General features: G+C 73.2%; 21 protein-coding genes and 1 tRNA gene. 9 read left to right on the top strand and 13 right to left on the bottom strand.

Annotation, left to right across the window (positions count from 1 at the left end; all coding sequences use genetic code 11):
* The coding region (locus tag ACZ42X_RS04210) for an MFS transporter (RefSeq protein WP_468284057.1) at positions 1–599 on the bottom strand (599 nt) is incomplete at its 3' end.
* A 186-nt stretch (positions 600–785) separates the two neighbouring features.
* Between ACZ42X_RS04210 and ACZ42X_RS04205 the strand changes: the two genes are divergently transcribed.
* Positions 786–1,715, top strand: coding sequence for a helix-turn-helix domain-containing protein (locus ACZ42X_RS04205; protein ID WP_468284055.1), 930 nt, complete (start codon positions 786–788; stop codon positions 1,713–1,715).
* Between the two features lie 51 nt (positions 1,716–1,766).
* Here ACZ42X_RS04205 and ACZ42X_RS04200 read toward each other — a convergent pair whose 3' ends face one another.
* Together ACZ42X_RS04200 and ACZ42X_RS04195 are read right to left on the bottom strand one after the other, a co-directional pair.
* Positions 1,767–2,918, bottom strand: coding sequence for a baeRF2 domain-containing protein (locus tag ACZ42X_RS04200; RefSeq protein WP_468284053.1), 1,152 nt, complete (start codon positions 2,916–2,918; stop codon positions 1,767–1,769).
* A gap of 149 nt (positions 2,919–3,067) precedes the next feature.
* A complete protein-coding gene (locus ACZ42X_RS04195) occupies positions 3,068–4,243 on the bottom strand; it encodes a hypothetical protein (protein WP_468284051.1) in 1,176 nt (391 codons plus the stop codon).
* Between the two features lie 176 nt (positions 4,244–4,419).
* Between ACZ42X_RS04195 and ACZ42X_RS04190 the strand changes: the two genes are divergently transcribed.
* The gene (locus ACZ42X_RS04190) at positions 4,420–5,697 is read left to right on the top strand and encodes an alpha/beta hydrolase family protein (RefSeq protein ID WP_468284049.1); all 1,278 of its coding nucleotides are present in this window, start codon (positions 4,420–4,422) and stop codon (positions 5,695–5,697) included.
* Here the strand turns inward: ACZ42X_RS04190 and ACZ42X_RS04185 are convergent.
* From ACZ42X_RS04185 to ACZ42X_RS04150, 8 genes are all read right to left on the bottom strand, one after another.
* Positions 5,691–6,692 carry an arabinan endo-1,5-alpha-L-arabinosidase gene (locus ACZ42X_RS04185; protein WP_468284047.1) on the bottom strand — a complete coding sequence of 334 codons (1,002 nt, stop codon included), beginning with the start codon at positions 6,690–6,692 and terminating at the stop codon, positions 5,691–5,693. The genes ACZ42X_RS04190 and ACZ42X_RS04185 overlap by 7 nt on opposite strands.
* Positions 6,693–6,726: 34 nt before the next feature.
* Entirely contained in the window at positions 6,727–7,581 is an 855-nt protein-coding gene (locus ACZ42X_RS04180) for a carbohydrate ABC transporter permease (protein WP_468284045.1), read from the bottom strand.
* A complete protein-coding gene (locus ACZ42X_RS04175; protein WP_468284043.1) occupies positions 7,578–8,480 on the bottom strand; it encodes a carbohydrate ABC transporter permease in 903 nt (300 codons plus the stop codon). Before ACZ42X_RS04175 ends, ACZ42X_RS04180 begins: the two co-directional genes overlap by 4 nt.
* A complete protein-coding gene (locus tag ACZ42X_RS04170) occupies positions 8,477–9,814 on the bottom strand; it encodes an extracellular solute-binding protein (protein WP_468284041.1) in 1,338 nt (445 codons plus the stop codon). The genes ACZ42X_RS04175 and ACZ42X_RS04170 overlap by 4 nt, the downstream gene beginning before the upstream one ends.
* A 53-nt stretch (positions 9,815–9,867) precedes the next feature.
* Positions 9,868–11,403 (bottom strand): arabinosylfuranosidase ArfA, encoded by a 1,536-nt coding sequence (gene arfA, locus ACZ42X_RS04165; RefSeq protein ID WP_468284039.1) that lies wholly within the window; start codon positions 11,401–11,403, stop codon positions 9,868–9,870.
* A 43-nt stretch (positions 11,404–11,446) separates the two neighbouring features.
* Positions 11,447–12,460, bottom strand: a complete 1,014-nt coding sequence (locus ACZ42X_RS04160) for an arabinan endo-1,5-alpha-L-arabinosidase (protein ID WP_468284037.1) — start codon at positions 12,458–12,460, stop codon at positions 11,447–11,449.
* Between the two features lie 215 nt (positions 12,461–12,675).
* Positions 12,676–13,113 (bottom strand): ATP-binding protein, encoded by a 438-nt coding sequence (locus tag ACZ42X_RS04155; protein ID WP_468284035.1) that lies wholly within the window; start codon positions 13,111–13,113, stop codon positions 12,676–12,678.
* Positions 13,114–13,214: 101 nt separating this feature from the next.
* Positions 13,215–13,730 carry a flavin reductase family protein gene (locus ACZ42X_RS04150; protein WP_468284033.1) on the bottom strand — a complete coding sequence of 172 codons (516 nt, stop codon included), beginning with the start codon at positions 13,728–13,730 and terminating at the stop codon, positions 13,215–13,217.
* A gap of 237 nt (positions 13,731–13,967) precedes the next feature.
* Here ACZ42X_RS04150 and ACZ42X_RS04145 point away from each other — a divergent pair, with 237 nt between their 5' ends.
* The 5 genes from ACZ42X_RS04145 to ACZ42X_RS04125 all read left to right on the top strand — a co-directional run bounded on the left by ACZ42X_RS04145 (position 13,968) and on the right by ACZ42X_RS04125 (position 18,923).
* A complete protein-coding gene (locus tag ACZ42X_RS04145) occupies positions 13,968–15,335 on the top strand; it encodes an amidohydrolase family protein (RefSeq protein ID WP_468284031.1) in 1,368 nt (455 codons plus the stop codon).
* A 153-nt stretch (positions 15,336–15,488) separates the two neighbouring features.
* Entirely contained in the window at positions 15,489–16,964 is a 1,476-nt protein-coding gene (locus ACZ42X_RS04140; protein ID WP_468284132.1) for an AlkA N-terminal domain-containing protein, read from the top strand.
* A 21-nt stretch (positions 16,965–16,985) separates the two neighbouring features.
* On the top strand, positions 16,986–17,483 hold the full coding sequence (locus ACZ42X_RS04135) for a methylated-DNA--[protein]-cysteine S-methyltransferase (RefSeq protein ID WP_468284029.1): 498 nt from the start codon (positions 16,986–16,988) through the stop codon (positions 17,481–17,483).
* A 145-nt stretch (positions 17,484–17,628) separates the two neighbouring features.
* On the top strand, positions 17,629–18,021 hold the full coding sequence (locus ACZ42X_RS04130; RefSeq protein WP_468284027.1) for a peptidase inhibitor family I36 protein: 393 nt from the start codon (positions 17,629–17,631) through the stop codon (positions 18,019–18,021).
* 11 nt (positions 18,022–18,032) lie between these two features.
* Positions 18,033–18,923 carry a PhzF family phenazine biosynthesis protein gene (locus tag ACZ42X_RS04125; RefSeq protein ID WP_468284025.1) on the top strand — a complete coding sequence of 297 codons (891 nt, stop codon included), beginning with the start codon at positions 18,033–18,035 and terminating at the stop codon, positions 18,921–18,923.
* Between the two features lie 13 nt (positions 18,924–18,936).
* On the opposite strand, the gene ACZ42X_RS04120 is transcribed toward ACZ42X_RS04125, so the two are convergent.
* The gene (locus ACZ42X_RS04120) at positions 18,937–19,659 is read right to left on the bottom strand and encodes an SIR2 family NAD-dependent protein deacylase (RefSeq protein ID WP_468284023.1); all 723 of its coding nucleotides are present in this window, start codon (positions 19,657–19,659) and stop codon (positions 18,937–18,939) included.
* 61 nt (positions 19,660–19,720) lie between these two features.
* Complete coding sequence (locus ACZ42X_RS04115) at positions 19,721–20,215, bottom strand: NUDIX domain-containing protein (protein WP_468284021.1); 495 nt, start codon at positions 20,213–20,215, stop codon at positions 19,721–19,723.
* An 89-nt stretch (positions 20,216–20,304) separates the two neighbouring features.
* Between ACZ42X_RS04115 and ACZ42X_RS04110 the strand changes: the two genes are divergently transcribed.
* Both ACZ42X_RS04110 and ACZ42X_RS04105 read left to right on the top strand, forming a co-directional pair.
* A tRNA-Asn gene (locus ACZ42X_RS04110) sits at positions 20,305–20,374 on the top strand.
* A gap of 209 nt (positions 20,375–20,583) precedes the next feature.
* Positions 20,584–22,182 carry a TROVE domain-containing protein gene (locus ACZ42X_RS04105; RefSeq protein ID WP_468284019.1) on the top strand — a complete coding sequence of 533 codons (1,599 nt, stop codon included), beginning with the start codon at positions 20,584–20,586 and terminating at the stop codon, positions 22,180–22,182.
* Positions 22,183–22,271 lie beyond the last annotated feature (89 nt).

The raw sequence follows: 22,271 nt of genomic DNA, 5'->3' as shown, positions 1-22,271 counted from the left end.
GCGATGAGCAGGACGGCGAGGGCGACGGGGACGTTGATGAAGAACGCCCAGCGCCAGGAGAGCAGGTCGGTCAGGACGCCGCCGAGGATGGCGCCTGTGGTGAACCCGGCCGACATCAGCGCACCGTTCAAGCCGAGGGCTTTGTCGCGCAGGGGGCCTTCGGGGAAGGAGGTGGTCAGCAGCGACAGGCCGGCCGGAGTCACGGCGGCGGTGGCAAGGCCCTGGGCCACGCGGGCGGCGATCAGCACCTCAGGGGTGGTGGCAAGACCACCCACCAGGGAGGACACGCCCAGCAGGGCGAGGCCGAACAGGAACAGCCGGCGCCGGCCGAACAGGTCGGCCACCCTGCCGAACAACAGCGTGAACCCGGCCGCGCACAAGGCGAACGCGGTCGCGATCCACTGCAGGTTCGCCAGCGAGAACCCCAGCCCGTTACCGATCACCGGCAACGCCACGTTCAGGATCGAGAAGTCCACCGCCAGCATGAACTGCGCGACCAGCAACACCACCAGCACCAACCGCTGCCGGCCCGTCATCCGAGACGGACCAACCCTCCTCCCCTCACCAACCGACTTCACCTCTTCGACAACGGCCGACATGTCCGGGCTCCCTTCGCTTCGTCTCGTCCAACCAGGCGGTGACGGAACAACCTTGGCGCCGGCGCCACCGGCTACCCAGACCTCTCTTCTGGCTAGGCGGGGGGAGACCACGAGGCCGGAGACTACTCATGACGTGAGTAGCCTCAGCGCTCGCAACCGGCGTGCCCGGCGGGGAGACTGGACGGCATGGGTACTCAATCGGAACTCGGAGCCTTCCTGCGCAGCCGCCGCGCCCGACTGCGCCCGGAGGACGTCGGCCTGCCGCCGCACGGCACCCGCAGGCGCGTGCCCGGCCTGCGCCGCGAGGAACTGGCCCTGATCGCCGGTGTCAGCGTCACCCACTACACCCGGCTCGAACAGGGCCAGAGCACCAACGCCTCCGAGGCCGTCCTGGACGCCATCGCGCGGGCGCTGCGGCTCAGCGACGACGAGTGCGCACACCTGAAGGACCTGGCCCGCCCCGCCCGGCCCCGCCGCCCCCAGGCCCCGCGTCCCGAGCACGCCCGCCCCGGCCTCCGGAACCTGCTCCACGCGATGGGCGAGGTCCCGGCCGTCGTCCTCGACCGGCGCAACGACGTCCTGGCCTGGAACCCCCTGGGACACGCGCTGCTCGCCGGGCACATCGACCCCGACAGCCCCGACAGCCCCACGCAGCGGCCCAACCTGACCCGCCTGCTCTTCCTGGACGCGCACACCCGCGAGCTCTACACGGAGTGGGAGGAGGAGGCGAGGACGGCGCTCGCCGCGCTGCGCCTGACCGCCGGCCGCCACCCCGACGACCGGCACCTCGCCGAGCTCATCGGCCAACTGGCCATGAACAGCCCCGAGTTCGCCGCGCTGTGGTCCCGCCACCCGGTGCGCAACTGCACCTCCGGCGCCAAGCGGTTCCACCATCCCCTCGTCGGCCCGATGGAGCTCGAATTCGAGAGCATGCACCTGTCCGACGCCTCGGGCCAGCGGCTGCTCGCCTACAGCGCCGAGCCGGGTACGCCGTCGGAGGCGGCGCTGCGCCTCCTGTCCGCCGCCACCGCCACCGCCACCGCGGACACCGCCAAGGCCGGTGGTCGGGGCGGGGCCGACGTACCGTCCGGCCTGCGCAGCAGCGGCACCGCATGAGACCGGGCGGCGCGACCGTACGCGTGCACGGCCGCGCCGCCCGCGGTGGCGTCACATGCTCCAGCGCAGCACCGCGCCCAGGCCGCCCGCCGGGCCCCGCATCCCGTCGGGGACGGTGAGCACCTCGCCACCGGCCGCCGCGGCGGACCGCAGCAGGGCGTCGTCGGCGCGCGCACGCTCGGGCCTGGCGACCCCCATCGCCCGCACCTGGGAGCGCTGTACGGCGACCTGGTCGACGCCCGGCCCGATCCACACCTCCCGGCGCGCGTCGGAGGCGTCCGGCGTCAGCAGCAGAGTCGCCACCTGGTGTCTGCGTACGGCGTCGACGACCGCCGGCATGCCTTCGGCGGCCTGCCCGGGGCCGGTGTCGACGGAGGCGGACTCCCGGTGTTCGCCCGGCCTGCCGCGCCCCGTGTAGAAGCGTTCGAGGGCGTCCTGGAGCCGGGCGCGCGCGAACCTCTCGCACGCTTCGGCGATCTGCTGGTCGAGCACCCGCTTCGAGGCCCCCGGCGACCTGCTGCCGTTCCCGGCCTCCTCGGTGACGGCCCGGACGCGCTCCGGCAGCCGGTTGTGCACGGCCCTGCGCTCGCGCGGATCGCCGGTCAGGACCAGCAGGTCGGCGCCGCACTCCGGCCAGGCGCGGGCGATCTCCGCCGCGATGTTGTCGGCGGTCTCGTTCCAGCTGTTCTCGATCTTGTTGCGGTAGTGCCACTCGTAGCGGTCCTCGGGAATGCTGCGGTGCCCGCGTCCCTGCCACTCCTTGCCCTGCGCCTGGCCCACGACCCGCCGGTCCTGCGCATCGCGCAGCTCCAGATCGGCGCCGGTGTGGTCGATGTAGGCGACCAGACACCGCGGCTCGTCGCCCCGCAGGCCGGTGAGCGGCGCGATGTGCGGCAGGATCGACCAGGTCGCCTGGGTGGAGGGCGGCGGCACCGAGAGCGGGACGTCCAGCACGACCTCGGCGCCCGTGGCGAAGAGCGCCCGGCCGGGTGGCGCGCCCGAGACCGGTTCACGGGCGAGCGTGTCCGTCACCGCCCGCACGGTGTAGGCGTCGGCGCCCGCGTCGATGAGCTGGGACGCGGCCGCCCGGTTGCGGAGCTCCTGCATCTTCGCCGCGTCCTCGGTCGCGCGCGAGGTGTCGAGGTAGACGGAAGCCCATGGGCCTGGCCGGTCGAAGAGCGGTTTGAGGAAGCCGAGTTCCATGATTCCCCCAGGCTCTGGAGAGTGAATACCACCAGGTTAAGTCGATATCCACCATTTCGTCCGGTGAAGCCGTCTCCCCCGGCCGGGCGGGCGCCGCCCATGCCCGCCCCGTGCTCGCCGTACGCACTCGCCCGGTCGCTCAGCGTGTCTCACCGGGGCGCCGGAAGGACGATCCCGGCCGCCTGGGCGGCCTTCCCCGGGCGCAGGGTCCACGGCACGGGGGAGGTGTCGGTGAGCCATCCGTCCGCCAGCAGCCGCTCCACGACGACGGTGCGCACATGCCGGGACAGCTTCCAGCCCAGGCCGGCGCACAACTGGGTGTAGGAGGGGCCGTGGCCGTGCTCCGCGCGGAACGCGACGGTGAACCGCGCGGCCAGCGGGCCGCGGTCGGGGTGCTTCTCCTGCCAGACGTCGTAGGCGTCGCGTACGGACCGCGGCGCCGGGACGAAGGGGCGGGTGGCGACGAAAGCGGTCGCCACCCGCCCCAGGGGCATCCTGCACACGGCGCAGTGCTCGACGGCCTCGGCGTGCCGCCGCAGGGCCGGGCTGGCTCCGGCCTTCCACGCCTCCCACTCGGCCGGGCCGACCTCCGGCACCTCGGGGGCGCGCTGCGACGGCACCGCTGCGGGCTCGTCCTGGTCGTCGGGGTGGGGCAGCAGGCCGGCGAGGTGCCGTACCCCCGGGGCAAGGCGGTAGCGGTCGCCCGCGAGCTCGGCGAGGAACGCCCTGCTCAGCAGGTCGGGGAGTACGGCACGGCAGGCTTCGGGCAGGTCGTCGGGCACCGTCCCGTGCAGCTCGGCGGAGGCGTGGGCGGCCAGGAACAGGGCGGCGAGCCGCGCATCCGGCGCCGTCTTCTTGACCGGCTTGGAGTTCATGGTGCGGATGGTCCAGCCCGACACCCGGGAACGCATGAACTTGCCGAACGGCAGGGGCCGGTCCGTCCCCTCGGCGAGGCCCGGCACCGTCACGGGGACGGGAACGTCCGGGTCCCCGCCGAGGAGCCGGTCGGGCACCTGCCACCCCAGGCCGCTCAGCGCGGCGACGGCCTCGGCGGGGTCGGTCAGCCTCAGCGACCGCAGGTCCATGCCCGTGATGTTGCCGATGCCGGTGCGGGCGGCCCGGATGGCGAGGACGACCGCGAGCAGCCGGGCATCGGGTGACGGCAGGGGCAGCGCGGCCACGTACGACAGGAGGGTGCGCGCCGCCCCGCCCTGCGGTGTCGTCAGCAGGAACGGCGGCGGGGCGGGCGGCGCGCCGTCGCCGGCATCGCCGGTGGCGGTTGCGGTGTTGACGGTGGCGGTTGCGGTGTTGACGGTCTTTGACACAAACGGCTTAACGCTCTGCGGCGGCGCGCGTCACTCACCCCCGCGGGGCGGCCCCGTCTCCACGCCATCCTTTCGGGCAGGGCCTGAACGATGGCCCGCGCTCCCCTCCGGCCCGCAGCATGCGGTCATGCCCCCCGCGCTCGCGCGGGACGTGACCGAGAGGACAGGGGAGAGAGATGTCGCAGAACACGCCCGGGCCCGGAGGCCCCGCCGCGGTGAGCCGCCGTACCGTCACCGCCTCAGCCGTACTGGCCACCGCACTCATGGCCCTGGGCGGCACCGCCCGGGCCCGGGCAGGGGCAGGGACGGGGGCCGAGGGCGGCGATGTGGTCCCGCGGCTGCCGGCGCCGACCGGCCCGTACCGGATCGGTGCCATCACGCTGCATCTCGTCGACCGCTCCCGGCGCGACCCCTGGGACCCGGGCATCCCCGTCCGGGAGCTGATGGTCACGGTGCTCTACCCGGCCCGCACCGTCCGCGCGTACCCCCGGGCCCCGCACATGACGCCGGGCGCCGCGCGGTCCTTCGCGGAGCTCGCCCCCGCGATGCGCCCGCAGCTGCCGCGCGCCGGGGTGGACTGGGCGGCCACCACGACCCACGCCCACCTGGGCGCGCCCGCGCTGCCCGTACCGCGGCCGGTGCTGTTGTACAGCCCGGGTGGCGGCGATCCGCGCACCCTCGGCACCGGGCTCGCCGAGGAACTGGCCTCGCGCGGCCACGTGGTGGTGGCCATGGACCACCCCGGCGACGCGAGCGAGGTCGAGTTCCCGGCCCCGGCCGCGTACCGGGACGGCGTCCTGCGCCAGACCGTCTTCACCAGGGACCCCCGCACCGATCCCGCGCTCTTCCAGACCGTGATCGGCACCCGCGTCGCGGACACCCGGTTCGTCCTGGACCGGCTGGCGGAGCTGGCGGCCGGGAGGAACCCCGACGCGGCGGGCCGCGCGCTGCCGCTCCACCTCGGACGCGCCCTGGACCTGCGGCGCGTGGGGATCTACGGCCACTCCGCCGGCGGCACCACCGCGGCCCAGGCGCTGTACGAGGACGCCCGCCTGGGCGCGGCGGTCAACCTGGAGGGCTACCTCGACCACCCGGCCGATGCGCCCGGCCGCGAAGGGGAGCTGTTCCCGGTCGCCCTGGACGGCGTGGACCGGCCACTGCTCCTGCTGGGGACCGACGGCTTCACCGACCGGAAGGCGCTGGAACGCTCCTGGTCGGCGATGCTCGCGCACCCGCGGGGACGCACCGTGCGACGGCAGCTGGACGGTGCCGCGCACGGCGTGTTCACCGACTACGCCGCCTTCGCGCCCCAACTGGAGGCGGCCGGGCTGATGACCGCCGAGGGCCGGGCCGAACTCGTCGGAACGATCGACCCGGCCGTGTCCGTGCCCGCCGTGCGCCACCACGTGGCCGCCTTCTTCGGCCGGCACCTGGGCGCACACCGGACTCAGTAGGCCGTCGGCCAGCCGCCGCTCCAGTTCAGCAGGTTGACGCCCAGCTTGGAGCGGCCGCCGTCCTGGCCGTCGTAGTAGTGGTACACGAGCAGGTCGCCGTCGACGTCCCGCATCACCGACTGGCCGCCGGGGCCGATGTACCGGCCCTGGGTCTCCATGACCGGCGTGCCGCCGCCGTTCGTCAGCGGCGTGCCGGTCCGGTCGACGTACGGGCCCGTCACGGCGGTCGCGCGCCCCACCTTGATCCGGTAGGTGGAGTCGGCGCCGGCGCAGCAGCGGTCGTACGACGCGAAGAGGTAGTAGTAGCCGTTCCGCTTCACGATGAACGGCGCCTCGATGCCGCCGCCACCCGGCCGCGCCGCGATCGGGCGGAGCGCGGTGTCGCCGGCGAGCCGCTTGCCCGTGGCCGGGTCGACCGGGATCAGCTTCAGACCGCTCCACCACGAGCCGAACGACAGCCACCACCTGCCGTCGTCGTCCACGAACAGGTGCGGGTCGATGGCGTTGTGGTCGTCGCCCGTACGGGAGGCGATGACGACGCCCCGGTCCGACCAGCTGCCGGGGCGGCCGGTCGACGACACCGCGAGCCCGATCGCGGAGGTGTTGGAGCCGAAGGAGGAGACGGAGTAGTACATCCAGTACCGCCCGCTCTGGTACGACACGTCGGGCGCCCACGCCTCCGGGACGGAGGAGTACTCCTTCCACCAGCCGGGCCGGGTGGTGAAGGCGTTCCCGGCCCGGCCGAAGGCGACCCGGTCGGTGGACGTCCGCACCTGGAGCCCCTCCCCGGTGGAGTGCAGCAGGTACTGGCCGGACGGGTCGCGCAGCATCGACGGGTCGTGGACGGCGATGTCCCCGGTGACGTGTCCGGGCGCGGGGTAGGCGGAGGCCGTCCCGGGGACGAGGGCGAGCAGCACCGCGAGGGGGAGGGTGAGCAGGGTGCGGCGGGGGCGGCGGTGGTGCGGGTGGGGGCGGTGCGGAGAAGTGCGGCTCATGCGTTTCTCCTTGAGGGGGATGGGTGAGGCGGCGTCACTGGCCGGCGAGGCCGGTGTGCGCGATGCCCCGGACGATCTGCCGCTGGAACAGCATGAAGATCACCAGCAGCGGCAGTCCGGCGATCACCACGGACGCCATGATCTGCGCGTAGCGCACACCGAACGACGACTGGACGTTGACCAGTCCCACGGGCAGCGTCATGCCGTTCGGGTCGGTGGTCACCAGGAACGGCCAGAGGAAGTTGTTCCAGGTGGAGATGAAGGTGAAGACGGCCACGGCCGCCAGCACCGGCCGCGACAGCGGCAGCACGATCGTCCAGAAGACCCGCCACCGCCCGGCCCCGTCGACGAAGGCGGCCTCCTCCAGCTCGCGCGGCAGGCCGTCGAAGAACTTCACCAGGATGAAGACCATCGCCGGCACGGCCACCTGCGGCAGGATCACGCCCCAGTACGTGTCGACGAGCCCGAGCTGCACCATCTCCGCGAACAGCGGTGCGATCAGCACCTGCGGCGGGACCATGATGCCGGCGAGCACCAGCCCGTACAGCAGCTTCCGGCCGCGGAAGTCGGTGCGCGTGAAGCCGTACGCGGCCATGGCGCACAGCACCACGGTGAGCAGGGTCGTCATCACGGAGACGTACGCGGAGTTGAGCGTCCAGCGCAGCAGGTCGCCGGACTCCCACACCTTGGCGTACGCGTCGAGGGTGACCGTGGAGCCGAACCACTCCAGCGGGGTGCGCGTCGTCTCGCCCTCCGGTTTGAGGGAGGTGGCGACGGCCCAGGCGAGCGGCAGCAGCCACGCCACCGCGAGCAGCAGCCCGACGGCGAACAGGGCGGTCCGGCCCGCGGACCAGCGGGTACGGGGGCGGGGGACGGCGGGCGCGCTCACGTGGCGGCCTCCTCGGCTCGGCGTCGCCGGGACAGCCACGGCTGCACCAGGGAGACGGTCAGGATCAGGGCGAAGAAGAGGTAGGAGACCGCCGACGCGTAGCCGATCCGGTAACCGGTGAAGCCCTGCTGGTAGACGTACTGGAGGATCGGTCGGGTGGAGTCGTCCGGGCCGCCGCCGGTCATCAGGTACACCTGGTCGAAGATCTTCAGCGAGGCCAGCACCTGGAGGACGACGACCAGTCCGGTGGTCCGGTGCAGCATCGGCAGCGTGATGTGCCACAACCGGCGCCACGCGCCCGCGCCGTCCAGCTCGGCCGCCTCGTACAGGTGGAGCGGGATGGCCTGGAGGGCGGCGAGGTAGAGCAGGAAGTTGAAGCCGACGGTCCACCACACGGTGGTCAGGACGATGGAGAGCATCGCGTAGCGCTCGTCGGTGAGCCAGCCGATGCCCGGCTCCAGGCCGGCCGAGGCCAGCAGCTGGTCGGCGAGCCCGAAGCCCGACGGGTAGATCATCTGCGCGAAGAGCAGGCACACCACGCCGGACGGCAGGAGGAACGGCGCGAACCAGCTCAGCCGCCACAGCCACTGCACCACCCGCAACTGGTGCGCCAGCAGCGCGAGTCCCAGGCCCACGACGACGAGCGGCACCGTGGACAGCACGGTGAACCACACCGTGTTCCACAGCGAGGACCACACCGCGGGGTCCCGCACCGCCTCCGCGTAGTTGTCCAGGCCCACGAACGCGGCGCCCGACGCGGTGATGTTCTCGCTGGTCAGGCTCATCCCGACGCCCGAGACCAGCGGCCACACCAGGAACAGCCCGTAGACGGCGAGGAAGGGCGCCACGAACACGAGCCCGTGCTCGGTCCAGCGGCGGCTCACTCTGACGGTGCTCATGAGGCCGCTCCGGAGAGGGGGTCGCGGGTGTCGAGGAGGCGCCGCAGCCGCCGCTTGGCCTCGGTCAGTGCGGCGCGCGGCGTGCGGGACCCGGTGAGGACGCCGGAGAAGACGCCGCCCAGCTCGATCCACATGCGGGAGGCGGAGCCCGTGAACCACGCCGGGTCGTCGAGCACCACGTCGTCCACCACGTCGCGGTACGCGGACTGCGGGTGCAGCGCCAGGTACGCGGGGTCGTCCAGCACCGGCAGGTAGGCCGGTACGTGCCCGCCCTGCGCCCAGGCGACCGAGTGCTTCAGCATCCAGGCGACGAGCGTGTGCGCCGCCTCGTCGGGGGCGCCGCCCCGGCCCGCGATGTGCGGCAGGACGAAGGCGTGGCAGTCGGCCTGGGCGGTGGGCCGGCCGAAGAGCCCCGGGACCCGGGTCATCGAGAACTTCAGACCGGTGATGCGGAAGGACGTGACCTCCCACTCCCCGTTGAGGTGGAACGCGGTCTTCCCGCCGTTGAAGATGCCGACGGCCGCGGCGTAGTCGGCGCGCCGCACCCACAGCCCCTCCTCGACGAGCCGGGCCATGAACTCCAGCACCGTCAGCGCCTTGGCATCGTCCAGGACGAGCCGCCTGCCGTCCTCGGAGAGCACCCGGCCGCCGGTCTGCGAGTAGAACGTGGCGAACAGCCGCCACGGTGTGATGCAGTCCGGACCCAGGGTCTCCGTGACGAGCCCGGGCTGCCCGGTGGCCTTCTTCGCCGCCCGCAGCGCGTCGGCGAACTCGGCCGCGCTGCGGAGGGGCTTGAGCGTGCGCCGGTCACCGCCGCCCTCCAGCAGGCCCGCCTTCTCGCACACCTCGGTCTGGTAGTAGAGGACCAGCGGGTGCGTGTCCAGCGGTACGGCGTACTGCTTGCCGCCGGCCTGGCCGCGCCGCCAGATGTCGGACGGGAAGTCGGCGGCGCGGACGCCGAGTTCGCCGAGCAGGTCCAGGTCGAAGGGGTCGAGCAGCCGCCCGGGGGCGAACCCGGCGAGGCGGGCGAGGTGGAGGACGGCCAGCTCGGGGGCGCGGCCGCCCGCCCCCGCCATGCCGAGCTTCGTGTAGTACGGGGCACCCCATTGCAGGGTCGCCGCCTCCAGGGCTATCCCGGGGTGTTCGGCGCGGAAGGCGTCGAGCATGGCCTGCATGGTGACGCCGTCGCCGCCGCCGAACAGGTGCCAGAAGCGCAGCCGGGTCCGGCCCCCGGCCGCGGCGGAGGGTGCGGCACAGCCGCCGGCCAGCGCGGCGGCCGTGGCGGCGGCCGCCGCTGCCAGGGCGCCGCGCCGGCTGAGGTGAGGTGGTCTCATGAAGCTCGTCTCTCGGGAACGGGACATTGGGGGACGGGGGACAGGGGACGGGGTCAGGCGAGCCGGAGCATCGTCCAGGACAGCGGTTCGAGGGTGACCTCCAGTACGCCGTCGGCCACCCGGGCGCCCTCGCCCGCGTGCGGGACGACCCGCTCGGGCTCGGCGAGGGTGTTGCGCGCGTCCGGGTCGGCGTCGGCGAGCACGCTGTGCTCCACGACCCCGCCGACGCCCAGCCCGCCGAGCGCGACCCGGAGCGGCAGCGGCTCGCTCTGGCTCCGGTTGACGGCGAAGACGGTGACGGCCCCGGTCTCCGGGTCCCGTACGGCGGTGGCGTGCAGCAGCGGCACCTCGCCGTACTTCGCCGTCCGGTGGCGCGGCGCGTCCACCCGTACGTCCAGCACCTCGCCGCGCCCGTGGCGGGCGGCCTGCGCGAAGGGGAAGAAGGTGGTCTGCCGCCAGGCCGGCCCGCCCGGCTCGGTCATGATCGGGGCGATGACGTTCACCAGCTGGGCGAGGCACGCCACGGTGACGCGGTCGGCGTGCCGCAGCAGGGTGATGAGCAGCGAGCCGAACACCACCGCGTCGGTGACGCTGTAGGAGTCCTCCAGCAGGCGCGGCGCCTCGGGCCAGTCCAGCGGACTGGCGTCCGCCTCCTCCTGGAAACGGCTCATGTACCAGACGTTCCACTCGTCGAAGGAGAGGTCGATCCGCTTCGGCGACTTCAGCCGGGCGCCCACGTGGTCGCAGGTGGCCACGACGTTCTCGATGAAGGACTCCATGTCGACGGCCGAGGCGAGGAACGAGTCGCGGTCACCGTCCACCTCCTCGTAGTACGCGTGCAGGGAGATGTAGTCGACCAGGTCGTACGTCTCCTGGAGCACCGCCGCCTCCCAGGCGGCGAAGGTCGGCATGGCCCGGCTGGAGGAGCCGCAGGCGACGAGCTCCACGTCGCGGTCGATCTGGCGCATGGCGCGCGCCGTCTCGGCGGCCAGCCGGCCGTACTCCTCGGCGGTCTTGTGGCCCGTCTGCCAGGGGCCGTCCATCTCGTTGCCGAGGCACCACAGCCGGACGCCGAAGGGGTCCTTGTCGCCGTGGGCCACGCGCAGGTCCGAAAGGGCCGTGCCGGAAGGGTGGTTGGCGTACTCCTGGAGCGCGATGGCGTCGGCGACGCCGCGCGTCCCGAGGTTGACGGCGAGCATCGGCTCCGCCTGCGGGCCGACCTTCTGCAGGAACGCCATGAACTCGCTGAGCCCGAAGCGGTTGGTCTCGGTGGAACGCCACGCGAGGTCCAGGCGGCGCGGCCGCTCCTCGACCGGCCCCACCGAGTCCTCCCAGCGGTAGCCGGAGACGAAGTTGCCGCCGGGGTAGCGGATCGTGGTGACGCCCAGTTCGCGGATCAGCTCCAGGACGTCGGTGCGCAGCCCCGCCTCGTCGGCGCTGGGGTGGCCGGGCTCGTAGATGCCGGTGTAGACGCAGCGGCCGAGGTGCTCGACGAAGGAGCCGAAGAGCCGGGGGCTGACCTCGCCCACGGTGAAGGCGGGGTCCAGCGTGAAGCGCGCGGTACCGGAGGCGGGGGCGGAGCGGGACATGGTGGCCTTTCGGAGTCGGGGGAGGGAGGAGGAGGGCGGGCGGTCAGCGGCCGACGGAGGGCCAGCCGGCGTCGTCCCAGCGCAGGGTGCGCAGGGCGAGCTTGGGGACACCGCCGTCCTCGGCGTCGTAGTAGTGGTGGACGAGCACGTCCCGGCCGCCCGGTTCGCGCAGGACGGACTGCCCGCCGGGCCCGACGTACCGCCCCCGCGAGGCGAGCAGCAGCTCGCCGCCGCCCTCGGTCATCGGCGTACCGTCCCGGTCGGTGTAGGGCCCGGTGGGCGAAGTGGCGCGCCCGACGCGGATGTTGTACGTCGAGTCGGTGCCGGCGCAGCAGCGGTCGTACGACACGAAGAGGTAGTAGTACGGGCCCCGTTTGACGATGGCCGGGGCCTCGACGGCGTACGGGGCGTCCGGGCGGGTCGCCAGGTGGTGCACCGGGGCGCCGGGCCGCGCCTTCCCGGTGCGCGGGTCGAGTTCGACCATGCGGATGCCGGTCCAGTGCGAGCCGAAGGACATCCACAGCCTGCCGCCGCCCTGGACGATGGCCGGGTCGATGGCGTTGTAGTCGTCCGCGGTGCTGGACGAGAACACCACTCCCCGGTCCTCCCACGTGCCGGGCCGCCCGGTGGGGGAGATGGCCAGGCCGATGGCGGAGTGGTTGGAGCCGAACGACGAGACGGCGTAGTACAGCCAGTACGTGCCGCCCCGGTGGAGGACCTCGGGCGCCCAGGGGTCGCTCTCGGCGGAGTACGCGCGCCACCACGCGGGCGTCGAGCGGAAGGCCGAGCCCGCCCGCCGCCAGTGGCGGCCGTCGGCGGAGGTGCGCGCCTCGATGCCGTGGTGCGTGGAGTAGACGACGTACGTGCCGTCTTTCAGCCGTATCGCGGACGGGTCGTGGACCTCGATGTCACCCGTGACCGAACCCGTCACGAGGTGGCGTGCGGTGCGGTGGTCCGCGGCGTGCGCCGCGGGCGGCGGGCCCAGCAGCAGGGCGGCGCACGCGGCGGCGGCGAGGGCGGCGCGCGGGCCGGGGGAGTGACGACGACGTCCGGGCATGGGCAGCGGCTCCTTGGGCACGGGGACGCGTCCCGGCGCCCCCGGATGTTCGATATGACGAATGCTGCTCGTGAATTCGAACGGGACCGTAGACCGGCTGAAATGCGCCGTCAACGGTCCTGACAAAATTACGAACGATGTGCGACATACCGAACGGAGCTGCCCTGTCGAGGGCGTTCCCTCAGCCCCGGATCTCCGCCGTCATGCGCCCCGCGTCACGCGCGCTCGTCCCGCGGTCCGGCGGAAGGCGGACCCGGCGGAGTGAAACACGCCGTGATGGTCTTCCCGTCCTCCCGGGCGTGTGAGTGCCAGTGGTCGCAGACCGCGTCGACGAGCGCGAGGCCCCGACCGCCCGGTGACGTGGTGTCAGGCGAACGGGGCGTCGGCACGCCGCCGCCGGAGTCGTGGACGCTGACGTGCAGGCAGCGGTTGTCCCACGTCAGGACGAGGTGCGCGGTGCTGTGGGCGTGGACGTGCGCGTTGGTGATCAGCTCCGACACGGTGAGCAGGATGTCGTCGACCGTCTCGGCGGCGTACTCCGTCCACCCCAGGGTCTCCAGGTGCTCGCGCGCCCAGCGCCGTCCCGCGCGGACGCCTCCCGTGATGGGGAACGACCTGGCCCAGCCCACCGCCCTCATCGAGGAGTCCTTCATGGTGTCTCCTTTCGCCGGTTTGTCCTCCCGCCAGCGCGCGTACCCGCGAACGCCGAGGACACCGCTCGGAACACCGACCAGAAAAACCCGAGGGCACGGACTCAGGCCGGGTGGCCCGGCTCCAGCCCCCTCGCGTCGCCGAACATCAGCGGGCGCGGCCGGCCGCCCGGTGCCGACGGCGATTCCTCCACGGGGTCCAGGAGGAAGCCCACATGGTCCCCGCCGTCGAGCCGCTCCCGCACCCGGCCCACGAACCACGCGGGCGCGTCCCGCAGCACGGGTGTGTCGCCTTGCCGGGCCTCCCACGCGACCCGCGCGAACTTGTCCACGTCGTCGTCACCCGTCCGGCTCCCGAACAGCCGCGCCAGCCCGAGCTGTTCGCGGTCGAGCAGATGCACACCGAGATGGGTCGCGTGGCGGGCCACCCGGTACGTCCGGTTGGCGGTGGACAGCCACACCATGAAGCGAACCGGATGGATCGAGCACTGCGAGGCGAAGCCCACCAGACAGCCGGCCTGCTCCCCGTGTGCCGCGGCCGTCACCACGTACATCGGATAGTCGAGCAGGTTCGTGAAAAAGTCGAGGTCCGAGTCCGCCACACGCGCGACTCTAGCCATCAGCCGTCACGCGGACGGGTAAGGCGCGGCCCCCCGGCCTGAATTGGGCTTTTCCGGGGGGTGCCGACGCGGGATATAACCCCCATGACGGAATCCCCCCGCCTGGAATCCCCCCGTCCCGCATCCCCCCACTCCGAACCCCTCTCCGCCGACTCCCCTTCCTCCGAGTCCCCCCACTCCGCATCCCGCCACCCGCGTCGCCGCACCGTCCTCGCCGGTCTCGGCACCGTCCCCCTCATGGGCGGAGTGACGGCGGGTCTGACCGGTGCCGCCCGCCCCGTCCCCCGTAGACAGCCCCAGCAGGGAGGGCGGAGACCCGACCAGCCCCGCACCACCCTGCTCCGCGGCGCGGAGCTCGTCCTCACCATGGACCCCGGCATCGGGGACGGCACCCTCGGTACCCTCCGCCACGCCGACGTGCTCCTGCGCGACGGCGCCATCGCCGCCGTGGGCCGGCGGCTCGCCGCGCCGACCGGGGCGCGCGTGATCGACGCGACCGGCCGCATGGTGCTGCCCGGGTTCGTCGACATCCACAACCACCTGTGGCAGTCCAGCATCCGCGGCGGCTGCTCCACCCAGGACCTGTACGGCTGGCTCGCCGACTGCAACAGCGCGACCCTCGCCCGCATCGGCCCCGACGACATGTACCGCTTCGTCCACCTCGCCGCCCTCGACGCGCTCCAAACCGGTGTCACCACCCTCGTCGACTGGGTCCACCCCATCCCGTACGCCACCAGCGAGCGCTACGTCCAGGCGCTCGACGACTCCGGGCTCCGCTTCGTCTACGCGATGATGCAGAGCGAGGCCCACGCCGACCTCGTACCCCGCGTGAAGAAGGAGCTGCTCGACCCGCTGCCGCTCGCCTCGGCGCAGGTGTCCGTCCACGCGGGCATGTACGCGGTCAACCGCCTGCGCCGCTTCCACGAGATCGCCCGCGACCTCGGGGTGATGTTCAACTCTCACGTCCTCGAACACCCCGTCGACCGCAGGGACGACCCGATCGGCGCCCTCCGCCTCGCCGGGGCCTTCGGCCCCGACCTGCTGATGAACCACGCCATCCACCTCACCGACGACGAGATCGCCCTCATCGCCGAGCACGACGTCCGCGTGGCCCACTGCCCCCTCAGCAACATGCGCCTCGCCTCCGGCATCATGCGCCTGCCCGCCCTCCACGCGCGCGGCGTGAAGGCCGGGCTCGGCCACGACGGCGGCACCAACGACACCTCCGACATGTTCAACGTGATGAAGGCGGCCGTGGGACTCCAGCGCGCCCTGCACCAGGACGCCGAGGTACACCCCACCATCCCGGCGGTGCTGCGCATGGCGACCCTGGGCGGCGCCGAGTGCGTCGGCATGGCCGACCGCGTCGGCTCCCTGACCCCCGGCAAACGCGCGGACGTGGTCGTCCTCGACCCGGGCACCCTGAACTTCGCGCCCCGCTTCGACTGGATCAGCCAGATCGTCCTCAACGGCCAGCCCCCCAACGTCAGCCACGTCTTCGTGGACGGCCGCCTGCGCAAGGCGCACGGCGCGCTCGTCGACGTCGACACCGACACCGTGATCAGGGAGGCCGAGCTGGCCGCCGCCCGCGTACGCGACACGTAACCCGGCGACGAGTAGCCCGGGCGGCGAGCAACCCGGGCCGGCAGCTGACCCCGGGCAGGCGACGCGCGAGCGTGCAGGCAGTGCGAGGATGGTGTCGTATTCCCGCCAGCCCCGCGCGCTCCGCTGCTGAATGCTTGGACCATGCACACCGCCATGCACACCGACACCGATCGCTGCGTGCGGGCCGTCCGCTCCAAGGACGCCCGGTTCGACGGCTGGTTCTTCACGGCCGTCGTCACCACCCGGATCTACTGCCGGCCGAGCTGCCCGGTCGTGCCGCCCAAGCCCGAGAACATGACCTTCTACCCCAGCGCCGCCGCCTGCCAGCAGGCCGGCTTCCGCGCGTGCAAGCGGTGCCGCCCCGACACCAGCCCCGGATCTCCCGAGTGGAACGCCCGCGCCGACACCGTCGCCCGCGCCATGCGCCTCATCCAGGACGGGGTCGTCGACCGCGAGGGCGTGCCCGGGCTCGCGGCCCGGCTCGGCTACTCGACCCGGCAGATCGAGCGCCAGCTCCTCGCCGAGCTCGGCGCCGGACCGCTTGCCCTCGCCCGCGCCCAGCGCGCCCAGACCGCGCGGCTGCTCATCGAGACGACCGAACTGCCCATGGCGGACGTGGCGTTCGCCGCCGGGTTCGCCTCCATCCGCACCTTCAACGACACCGTCCGCGAGGTCTTCGCCCTCGCCCCGAGCGAGCTGCGCGCCCGGGCCGCCCGCAGCGCGGCGAAGACGCCCCACACCCCCGGCGTGATCGCGCTGCGGCTGCCCTACCGCGCCCCCCTCAACCCCGACAACCTCTTCGGGCACCTGGCCGCCACCGCCGTCCCCGGCGTCGAGGAGTGGCGCGACGGCGCCTACCGCCGCACCCTCGCCCTGCCGCACGGCCACGGCATCGTCGCGCTCGCGCCCCGCCCCGACCACATCGCCTGCCGCCTCTCGCTCACCGACCCGCGCGACCTCACCCTCGCCATCAGCCGCTGCCGCCGCCTGCTCGACCTGGACGCCGACCCCGTCGCCATCGACGACCAGCTGCGCACCGACCCGCTGCTCGCGCCCCTCGTCGACAAGGCCCCCGGCCGCCGGGTCCCCCGCACCGTCGACGCCGCCGAGTTCGCCGTACGCGCGGTCCTCGGCCAGCAGGTCTCCACCGCCGCCGCCCGCACCCACGCCGGACGGCTCGTCACGGCGCACGGCACCCCCGTCGACGACCCCGAGGGCGGCCTCACGCACCTCTTCCCCGGCCCCGAGGCGCTCGCCGCCCTCGACCCGGAGGCCCTGGCCCTGCCGCGTAGCCGCCGGGCCACCCTCACCACCCTGGTCGGCGCCCTCGCCGACGGCTCGCTCCGGCTCGGCCTGGACACCGACTGGGACGAGGCCCGCGCCCGCCTCGCCGCGCTCCCCGGCTTCGGCCCCTGGACGGTCGAGGCCATCGCGATGCGCGCCCTCGGCGACCCGGACGCCTTCCTCCCCACGGACCTCGGCGTCCGCCGCGCCGCAGCGGGGCTCGGCCTGCCCTCGACCCCCGCCGCGCTGACGGCACGCGCCGCCGCCTGGCGTCCCTGGCGCGCGTACGCCGTCCAGTACCTGTGGGCCACCGACAGCCACCCGATCAACCACCTGCCCGCGTAACGACTCGAAGGAAGCCCTCCGATGCACCGTCAGCACACCGTGGTCGACAGCCCGTACGGCCTCCTCACCCTCGTCGCCACCGACGGGGTCCTCAGCGGGCTCTACATGACCGACCAGCGCCACCGCCCCCCGGAGGAGAACTTCGGCGCCCCGGACCCGCGCCCCTTCGCCGAGGCCGTCCGCCAACTCGACGCCTACTACGCGCGCGAGCTCACCGTCTTCGACCTGCCGCTGCACCTCGACGGCACACCGTTCCAGCGCAGCGTCTGGGAGCAGCTGCGGAAGATCCCGTACGGCGAGACCCGTTCGTACGGCGAACTGGCCGTGGCCCTCGGCAAACCCGGCGCCTCCCGCGCGGTCGGCCTGGCCAACGGCAAGAACCCCATCGGCATCATCGTCCCGTGCCACCGGGTCATCGGCGCGAGCGGCGGCCTGACCGGCTACGGCGGCGGTCTGGAGCGCAAGCAGCGTCTGCTCGCGTTCGAGAGCGGACTTCCGGAGCCGGACGCGCTCTTCTAGGAACCGCCATCGAGATCAAGCCGTGCGATGCGGGACAAGGGATGGATTCCGGCCAGATCGATCGAGGCGTCTCACCTTCCGCGATCGAACAAATTTATGATCCTGCGGCACGCCGGGTGCACCTCGCAGCAACGAAGGGCTCGACATGGCATGGGTTCGCAAGGCCACTCTCGCGATGAGCGCGCTGGCGATGGCGGTCGGCGGCCTCGCCGCCACCACGGCTCCGGCGGCTGCGGTCGGCGGCTGCCCGTCCGGAAAGCTGTGCCTGTACAACAGCCCCAACTACAACGACCTGCGGCTGACCTCGACCAGCACCAAGGCGTGTTTCGTCCTGGGAGGCTATCCGTACTACATGTACTCCGTAGCGTCGTACGTGAACAACCTGCCGGTCAGTGCGGTCATCTGGGAGTACGACTCCGGCTGGAAGCCGGCCGGCACCATCGGCTCCGGCAGGTTCAGCAGCAACGCGGGCAGCGGCTTCGGCGTGAACGGAGCCGTCTGCATGGGCGGTCTGCACCCCGACGTGCTGATGGGGTAACGCGTACGGGCATGCGCTATCTCCACGTCGACGTCTTCAGCAGCCGGCCCTACAGCGGCAACAGCCTCGCCGTCTTCCCCGACGCCGCCCGGTTGAGCGGTGGCCAGATGGAGCGGATCACCAAGGAGTTGCGGCACTTCGAATCCGTCTTCCTCGCTCCGGACGACGTGGTGGACGGCGGCTGGACCGCGCGGGTCTTCGATCTGGTCGAGGAGCTCGACTTCGCCGGGCACCCGCTCATCGGGGCGGCCTGCGTCCTGCACGCCCTGCACGGCGCCGGTGACAGCGAGACCTGGTCGCTGCGGCTGAAGGCCCGCACCGTCGAGGTCACGACGCGGCGGCGCGGGGCGACGCGGTACACCAGCGTGCTGGACCAGGGGCCGGCCGCGTTCCTCGGCCGACCGGCCGCGACGGCCGCGGCTGACGCCGCGGTCGCGCACGACCTCGCGTCGTGGTTCTCGCTCGACGCCGGCGACCTGGACCCGGACCTGCCGCCGGAGGTCGTGTCGACCGGCCTGCGCTACCTCGTCCTGCCGGTCCGCCCCGGCGCACTGGCCCGCGCCCGGATCGACGCGGACCTCTCGGCCCGGCTGGCCGGGCTCGGCGCCCAGTACGCCTACCTCATCGACGCGGCCGCCATGGAGGCCAGGCACTGGAACAACGACGGACACACCGAGGACGTCGCCACCGGCAGCGGCGCCGGCTGCGCCGCCGCCTACCTGCGCCGCCACGGCCGGACCGGCGACGGTGAGGAGGTGGTCCTGCGGCAGGGACGGTTCACCGGCCGGCCCAGCCGCATGCTGGTCAGCGCGCACGGCCACGGGGAGCACATCCACTCGGTGAAGGTCGGCGGCGAGGTCGCGTTCGTCGGTGAGGGCCGCCTGCTGGCGCTGCCCCATTGACCTGAGCCCCCCCTCAGCTCCGCAGCCGCCCCAGCAACTCCGGCAGCGCCGTGCCGATCGGCTCCCGTACGACCTCGTCGGCGAGTGCGTCGTACGGCGTCGGCTCGGCGTTCACGATGATCAGCCGCGCCCCGTGCTCGGCCGCGATGCCCGCCAGCGAGGCGGCCGGCTGCACCTGGAGCGTCGAACCGACCGCGAGGAAGACCTCGGCCGCCTTGGCGATCGACATCGCCTCGCCCAGCACCACCGGGTCGAGCCGCTCCCCGAACATCACCGTCGCCGACTTCAGGATCCCGCCGCACGCCTCGCACGCCGGGTCCTCCTCGCCCGCCTCCACCCGCGCCAGCGCGTCCGCCATCGAGGAGCGCGCATGGCAGCGGGTGCACACCACCGCCCGCGCGGTGCCGTGCAGTTCGAGCACCTTGCGGTCGGGCATCCCGGCCAGCTGGTGCAGGCCGTCCACGTTCTGCGTGAGCACCCGCACCGCGAAGCCGGGGGTGCGCTCGAGCTCGGCGACGGCCCGGTGGGCGGCGTTCGGCTCGGCCCGCAGGGCCGCGCTGTCGCGGCGCATCCGCCACGAGCGGCGCCGGATCTCCGGATCCGCCATGTAGAAGGCGTACGTGACGAGCTTCTCCGCCTCCGGATCGCGCCGCCACAGGCCGTTCGGGCCCCGGTAGTCACTGATGCCCGAGTCCGTGGAGATGCCGGCACCGCTGAGGATCGCGACGAGAGTCATGCCGCGAGCGTAAGCAGCACCCGTCCGCCCCCGCGAACGCCTTTCCGACGGAGGTCAGCGGCTACCTCGCGCGCGGCGGACGCCCGTACTCCAGCTCCACCGGGCCCCCGCCGTCCGCCAGCGCGTCGAGGGCGTGCAGCACGCGCGGACCGAGCGCGCCCAGCAGATACGTCGGCAGCTCCGCGCGCTCCACCAGCTTCCAGGAGATCAGCTCCTCCTCCTGGAGGCGGATCGCCCGGAACTGCTCCCCGCTGAGCACACCCCCGTCGTACACGTACGACACGATCGGCGGCCGCCCGGGCCCCGGCGACCAGTCCACCGCGAGCAGCGTGCCCAGCTCCACGTCGAGGCCGATCTCCTCCAGCGTCTCCCGCCGGGCCGCCTGCCGCGGGGTCTCGCCCGCGTCCGACTCGATGGTGCCGCCGGGCAGCGTCCACCCCTCGCGGTAGTTCGGCTCGACGAGCAGCACGCGCCCCTCCGCGTCCCGGAAGAGCGCGGCGGCCCCGGCCAGCACCCGGGGCAGACCGGCGATGTACGTCGCGTAATCGGTGCTCACGGGCGTCAGCCTAACCGGCCGCGCACAGCGTGGCCGTGCGCAGAAATTAATCCGTGGCGCTCGAACAGGTGACTGCCTACAGTGATCAACGTCCAGGTGCGAAGGCAGGACCTACTTCCACTGTTAATGGGGCGGCCGCGGGTTCGAGTCCCGTCACCGGCTTTCCGGCCGGTGTAGCTCAGTTGGTAGAGCACCACTGTCGGTTCCGCCGGCCTTGATCTCTGGACACCTGTACGTCACGCACCTCCCGGTGCGCCGGACCGCGGCTCCTTCCTGTAGAGAACGCACGCCGCGGCCACTTTGATCTCGGGAGGCGCGGCGGTGCTCCCTGCCGCGTCCCCACCGAATTCGGGGGGATTCACCACATCATGGCCCGCTTCAACACCCGTGCCTCGGCCGCCGTGGCCGCCGTGGCCCGCGCGGTCTCGCCCGTGCGCTCCACCGGTAGCGCCACCACCCACCAGGGTGGCACCGGCGTGCTGCGCGACCCGCGTTCCGAGCTGTTCCTGCTGGCCGTCGCCAACTTCGTCACGCAGAACACCTTCTACGAGTCCGCCGAGGACCGCGACGACCGGTTCGCCGCGCTCGTCCGCACGCTCGCCGTCGAGGACCCCGAGTGGACCGCCGGACTGCTGGGCTGGCTGCGCGGCGAGGGCAACCTGCGGACCGCCTCCCTCGTCGGCGCCGCCGAGTACGTCAAGGCACGCCTCGACGCCGGCGCCACCGAGGGCCCCACGGGCCGCCAGGTCATCGCCTCCGTCCTGCAGCGCGCCGACGAGCCCGGCGAGCTCCTCGGCTACTGGACCTCCCGGTACGGGCGCAACGTGCCCAAGCCGGTCAAGCGGGGCATCGCGGACGCCGTCCGGTGCCTCTACACCGCCCGGTCGCTGCTGAAGTACGACACGGCCGCCAAGGGCTACCGCTTCGGCGACATCCTCAACCTCGTGCACGCCGCGCCCGACCCGGCGAAGCAGCCGTGGCAGGGCGAGCTGTTCCGGTACGCCCTCGACCGCCGCCACCACCCGGAGACCGCGCTCCCGCCCGCCTCGCACCGCATGCTCACCGCCCACCGGGCGCTGATGGAGCTGCCGGTCGCCGAGCGCCGCGCCGTGGTCACCGGGCCGGGCGGGGCCGAGCGGCTCGCCGAGGCGGGCATGACCTGGGAGGCCCTCGCCGGCTGGCTCCAGGGCCCGCTGGACGCGGCCGCCTGGGAGGCGGTCATCCCCTCCATGGGCGTGATGGCCCTCCTGCGCAACCTGCGCAACTTCGACCAGGCGGGCGTCAGCGACGAGGTCGCCGCGCGCGTCGCGGCGAAGATCTCCGACCCGGAGACCGTCGCCGCCTCCCGCCAGTTCCCGTTCCGTTACCTCGCGGCGTACCAGCACGCGCCCTCGCTGCGCTGGTCCTACCCGCTGGAGCAGGCACTCGGCCACTCGCTGGCCAATGTGCCGGCGCTGCCCGGCCGCACCCTCGTCCTGGTCGACCGCTCCGGCTCGATGTGGGAGCCGCTGTCCGCCCGCTCGGAGCTGAACCGGGCGGACGCGGCCGCCGTCTTCGGTACGGCGCTGGCGCTGCGCGCCGCCGACGCGGACCTGGTGCAGTTCGGCACCACCAGCAGCCCCGTGGAGTACCGCGCGGGCGAGTCCGTCCTGAAGGTGCTGGACCGCTTCGGCGACCTGGGCGGCACCCGCACCACCGAGGCCGTACGCGCGCACTACCGCGGCCACGACCGGGTGCTGATCGTCACCGACGAGCAGGCCACCTACAGCCACTACGGCGACCCGCCGGCGCAGGTCCCGGCGGACGTGCCGGTCTACACGTGGAACCTCGCGGGCTACCGCCCCGGCCATGCGCCCTCCGGCCGGGACAACCGGCACACCTTCGGCGGCCTGACGGACGCGGCTTTCCGGATGGTGCCGCTGCTGGAGGCCGGGCGGGCGGCCCACTGGCCCTGGTCACGGGCCTGACCAGCGGGTCCGTACGCCGGACAGGGGTGGCACAGCCTCCGGGAGTACGGATAGGGTCGGCCTCGGCGCGACTGCCTGTTCGATAGCAA

The organism is Streptomyces sp. NPDC030862, assembly GCF_055571835.1.
This window is presented reverse-complemented; position numbering and strand designations above follow the sequence as displayed.